The 4474-nt window shown below is 70.1% G+C and carries 6 protein-coding genes; 4 read left to right on the top strand and 2 right to left on the bottom strand.

Going from position 1 to position 4474, the window contains the following annotated elements; all coding sequences use genetic code 11:
- Positions 1-330: hypothetical protein (locus E1289_RS38715; RefSeq protein WP_207929401.1), on the top strand; the 330-nt coding region annotated here is incomplete at its 5' end.
- Here the strand turns inward: E1289_RS38715 and E1289_RS36570 are convergent.
- A complete protein-coding gene (locus E1289_RS36570) occupies positions 327-1151 on the bottom strand; it encodes a glutamate ABC transporter substrate-binding protein (RefSeq protein ID WP_131988602.1) in 825 nt (274 codons plus the stop codon). The two genes, E1289_RS38715 and E1289_RS36570, sit on opposite strands and share 4 nt — an antisense overlap.
- Positions 1152-1291: 140 nt before the next feature.
- On the opposite strand from E1289_RS36570, the gene E1289_RS36565 reads away from it, so the two are divergent.
- Together E1289_RS36565 and E1289_RS36560 are read left to right on the top strand one after the other, a co-directional pair.
- Positions 1292-1897 carry a DUF2975 domain-containing protein gene (locus E1289_RS36565; protein ID WP_131988597.1) on the top strand — a complete coding sequence of 202 codons (606 nt, stop codon included), beginning with the start codon at positions 1292-1294 and terminating at the stop codon, positions 1895-1897.
- A complete protein-coding gene (locus tag E1289_RS36560; protein WP_131988595.1) occupies positions 1897-2118 on the top strand; it encodes a helix-turn-helix transcriptional regulator in 222 nt (73 codons plus the stop codon). Before E1289_RS36565 ends, E1289_RS36560 begins: the two co-directional genes overlap by 1 nt.
- A gap of 338 nt (positions 2119-2456) precedes the next feature.
- Here the strand turns inward: E1289_RS36560 and E1289_RS36555 are convergent, their stop codons facing one another.
- A complete protein-coding gene (locus E1289_RS36555) occupies positions 2457-3881 on the bottom strand; it encodes an MFS transporter (RefSeq protein WP_131988593.1) in 1425 nt (474 codons plus the stop codon).
- 65 nt (positions 3882-3946) lie between these two features.
- On the opposite strand from E1289_RS36555, the gene E1289_RS36550 reads away from it, so the two are divergent.
- On the top strand, positions 3947-4441 hold the full coding sequence (locus E1289_RS36550) for a helix-turn-helix domain-containing protein (RefSeq protein ID WP_207929400.1): 495 nt from the start codon (positions 3947-3949) through the stop codon (positions 4439-4441).
- Positions 4442-4474 lie beyond the last annotated feature (33 nt).

The following is a 4474-nucleotide window of genomic DNA, read 5'->3' as shown; positions in this document are numbered from 1 at the left end:
CCCCCGGCCACTTCCGCTCCCCCGCCCGCTCCCGAGGGCACGCCTTCCCGGACCCCGGAGTCGCCTGAGCCCGGCCTGCACGAGGCGCTGCTCCGGCTCCGCTTCGCCGTGAACGAGGGTGTCGAGACGGGCGACGTCCGCGACGACGTGGGCCTCGACCTCAACAACGTGATCGAGAACATCCTGGACCGCCCCCGGGACGCACTCGAAAGCCGCCGCGCGGACGTCGCCCACCTGCAACACAAGATCGCCACACGTGCGCGGGAGGGCGCGATCGACGGCGACCGCGCCGACGAGCTGCACCACATTCTGGAACGCGCCACCGGCTAGTCGCAGCCCTCGAACTGGGGGATCTCGATGATGGACAGGTCGAGGCCGGGGGTGCCGCCGAACCACTTGGTCACCAGCTTCGCGGCCGTCCCGTCCTGGTACATCCGGGTGATGGCCCGGTTCAGCGCCTCGCACCCGTCGGGGTCGTTGCGGCGCAGCCCGATCCCGGTGTTCTGCTCGCCGATCCGGGCGTTGACCAGCCGGAATCCGCCGCCCTCCCGCCGGATCAGACCGGCCAGGATCACATCGTTCGTGGTGATCGCGTCGACCTCGCCCGCCTTGATCCTGGTCATGCACTCGTCGTAGTCCCTGGCCGGGACGAGATCGGCGGTCATCCCGTGGATCGCCAGCAGCCGCCCCGCGGTGTTCGCGCCCTCCACGGAACAGAACCGGCGTCCCTTCAGGTCGCGGACCTCGTCGATCCCGCGCTCGCCCGACGGCACGAGCACGTCCTGGTAGGAGACGTAGTAGGGCCCGGCGAACGCGATCTTCGTCTTGCGCTCCGGCGTGACCGACAGCGTCGCGAGCACCAGGTCGGCACGGCCGGAGGTCAGCAGCGGGATGCGGTCGGCCGCCAGCGCCTGGACGAACGTCGCCTTCTTGCCGAGCCGGCCCGCCACGTAGCGCGCCACGTCGACGTCGAAGCCCTCGAACCGCCCGTCCGGCAGCCGCTGCCCGAGCCCCGGCAGGTCCGGCCGGACCCCCACCACCAGCGTGGACTTGTCCAGCAGCGATTCCTGCCCGCGCTCCCCGCAGGCCCCGGCCAGCCCACCGGCCAGCACGACCGCGGCCAGTGCCCGCGCCACCCCACCGAACCTCATCACGGCGTAACAGTAGATCGCCGGACTTATGGAGGTAAGTACCTAATGTCGAGCGCCCGGAACCGTCGGCCCCCTTGACGACGGCATATCGTTTTTCGATACTATCGAAGAACGATATGCCGCTACCCGGGGAGCGACCCATGAAAGCCACCTCCTGGTGGAGGACACTCGACCGCCACACCCTGGAAATGATCATCGGCCTCGCCCTCCTGGCAGTCGGCCTGAGCATCCTCTTCCCGCTCCTGGGCGTGACCGGCCTGATCCCCCCGACGGACACCCGCGAGGTCCACCTGGACACCCGCGCCCAGGTGACCGCCCCGTCCGCGGACGGGATGTCCCTCCAGGGAACCCACCAGGCCGAACTCACCGTCCGCGACCCCGGCCTCCTGGACCGCGTACTCCTCGTCGGCCCCGAGATCGTCCAGGGCATCCTGATCCTCGCGGTCCTGACCCTCATCATGCAGATCATCACGACGTTCCGCGCCGACCAGGAGATCTTCGACCGCCGCAACACGCGCCGCCTCTACGGGATCGCCGTCATCCTCCTGGCGACCGCCACCCTCGTCCCGGCGTTCGACGTGATCGCGACAACCGTCCTCGTCTCCGGCACCCCCCTGGAACAGGCGGTGGAGATCAGCTACCGGCTGTCCGGGATCACCGTCCTCCTGGCCTTCCTCGCCGCCGCCCTGGCGGGCGCGTTCGGCTACGGCACCCGCCTGCGCGCCGACACCGAGGGCCTGGTCTGATGCCTCCCGAGGAACCGCACCAGATCGAGGTGCACCTGGACCGCCTCCTGGCCGAACGAGGCATTACCCTCGCCGACCTGGCCGAAAGAGTAGGCGTAACCCCGGTGAACCTCTCGATCCTCAAGAACGGCAGAGCAAAAGCGATCCGCTTCACCACCCTGAGCGCCCTATGCAGAGAGTTGGACTGCCAACCAGGCGACCTGATCACGTACGCGAAATGACCAGCACGTACGCACCCACCCGCACCCACGAACACGCCGGCATCAGCCACCACCGCAACCCCGCGACAACCCAAACCGTCGCGATCGCGTCCGAAGGCAGGTTTCGAGCTTGCGAGAAACCTGATCGCGCAGCGAGGCCCCAGGCCGAGACGGAGCGATGCAGCGATCGCACGTTTTTCTGGGGTTGGAGCGCCCCCAGGGCGCTCCAACCCCAGAAAAACAAATAAATACAGCGGGCACCTTCTCCGGATGAAGGTGCCCGCTGTGATTCGGGATCTGCGGACGAACCGAACCTCGCGGTCCGGGTCAAGGCTTCGCCCGCGGCCCGGGTCTTTCGGTTATGAGGCGCGGGCGACCACTTCCGTTTCTGTGTCGGGGACGGGGGAGGAGGGCTGCGGGCGGCGCGGGTTCATGCCAAGGGCGGTGATCGCTGCGATCACCATGAACCCGGCGACCATCAGCCAGGCGTTGACGTAGGCGTCGTGGGCTTCGGCGTAGCCGGCGGGGGCGCCGAGGGCGGCGACGGCGAGGCTGACGCCGAGGACGGTGCCGATCTGCCGGCTCATGTTGACGACGGCGCTGCCGGTGGCGTAGCGGTGCGGCGGCAGGTCGACGGCGGCGGCGGAGAGGATGGTGGGGAGGGCGAGGCCGACGCCGGTGCCGCCGATGAGCCAGCCCGGCAGCAGCTCGGTGGTGTAGGCCGGTGCCGGGCCGAGGCTCATCGCGATCAGGACGACGCCGAAGGCGCAGAGCGTGCACCCGACGGCGGTGATCAGACCGGCGGGGACGCGGGCGGCGGCCATCTTGCCGGCGACGATCGCCATGATCGGGACCATCAGCGGGCCGGGCGCGACGGCGAGCCCGGTCCGGACGGGCGAGTAGTCCCAGACCTGCTGCATCCAGAGGACGCCGAGCAGGAGGTTGGCGGCGAACGCGACGCTGAACAGCAGCACGGTGACGTTCGACCAGGAGAAGGTGCGCACGGCGAGCAGGGACGGCTCGATGACCGGCGCGGGGTGCCGCAGGGAGCGGAGCCAGAACCAGGCGATGCCGAGCAGCGCGGCGCCGACCACGACGGTGGTCTGCTCGCCCGGCCAGTCGTTGATCTTCACGAGGCCGAGGGCGAGGGTGGCGACGGCGAGGGTGAGGACCGCGGTTCCCGGCAGGTCGGGGATGCGGGCCGTGGCGCCCTCGCGGGAGTCGGGGACGTAGCGCAGGGCGAGCAGCGTCACCGCGATCCCGATCGGGATGTTGATCTCGAAGACCCAGCGCCAGGAGACGTCCACGAGGACACCGCCGACGGCGGGCCCGGCCGCGGCGGCGAGCGCGGCGGAGGCCGACCAGATCCGCACCGCGCCGCCGCGGCGCGCGGCCGGGTACACCGACAGCAGCAGGCCGAGGCTGGTGGGGATGAGCGCGGCGGCGCCGACGGCCTGCAGGACGCGGAAGCCGACGAGCGACCACAGGTCGGGCGCCATGGCGCACGCCTGGGACGCGGCGGTGAAGACGACGAGCCCGGCGATGAGGACGGGCTTGCGTCCGTACCGGTCGGCGAGGCGGCCGAGGGGGACGAGCAGCGCGGCGAAGACGATCGCGTAGGCGTTGAGGACCCAGGACAGGTCCGCCATGGATCCGCCGGTGAAGTCGCGCCCGATCTCGTCGAAGGCGACGTTGACGATGAACAGGTCGAGGCCCGCCATGAAGGAGGCGACGGAGAGCACCGCGAGCACCGGCCGTGGGCGTACCTGACTTTGTTCCACCATAGTCAGGGAGGCTAGCGAGCGGGCTGACTTTGGTCAAGCCAAGTCAGCAGGTTTATAGTGGAGGGGTGACAATCGCACTTGAGGGGCACTTCGCCGACCGCGACGCCTGGTCGATGCAGAACTGCCCGGTCGCGAGGACGCTCGCCGCGCTCGGCCCGCCGTCGGCCGTGCTGGTGCTCAGCGAGGCGTACTTCGGGACCAACCGTTTCGGCGACTTCGTCAAAAACCTCGCCATGACCGAGTCGGCCGTGACCGCACGCCTGCGCCACCTCGTCAAGGCCGGCCTGCTCAGCCGGGAGCCCTACCAGGAGCCGGGGCAGCGCACGCGCTACGAGTACCACCTGACGAAGATGGGCCAGGACCTCGCGCCCACCCTCGTCGGGCTCATGGAGTGGGGCGAGACCTACCTGCCCGGCGACGAGGGACGCCAGGTCATGCTCACCCACGCCGGCTGCGGCGAGGCGGTCACCGCGCAGGTCCGCTGCACGGACGGCCACGACGTCGGCGTGGACGAGATCATCATGGGCCCCCCGAAGACGGAGGAGGGCCCGAACGGTTAGCCGTCCGGGGTGGGGGCGGGGGTACGCCAGGCC

It is taken from the genome of Actinomadura sp. 6K520 (genome assembly GCF_004349245.1).
Taxonomy (GTDB): domain Bacteria; phylum Actinomycetota; class Actinomycetes; order Streptosporangiales; family Streptosporangiaceae; genus Spirillospora.
Note: the sequence above shows the minus strand (reverse complement) of the source record. Positions and strands in the feature narration are given on the sequence as shown.

Coding starts and splice junctions, on each gene's coding strand:
- E1289_RS36570 (WP_131988602.1), bottom strand. CDS start 1,151: ATGAGGTTCGGTGGGGTGGCGCGGGCACTGGCCGCGGTCGTGCTGGCC.
- E1289_RS36565 (WP_131988597.1), top strand. CDS start 1,292: ATGAAAGCCACCTCCTGGTGGAGGACACTCGACCGCCACACCCTGGAA.
- E1289_RS36560 (WP_131988595.1), top strand. CDS start 1,897: ATGCCTCCCGAGGAACCGCACCAGATCGAGGTGCACCTGGACCGCCTC.
- E1289_RS36555 (WP_131988593.1), bottom strand. CDS start 3,881: ATGGTGGAACAAAGTCAGGTACGCCCACGGCCGGTGCTCGCGGTGCTC.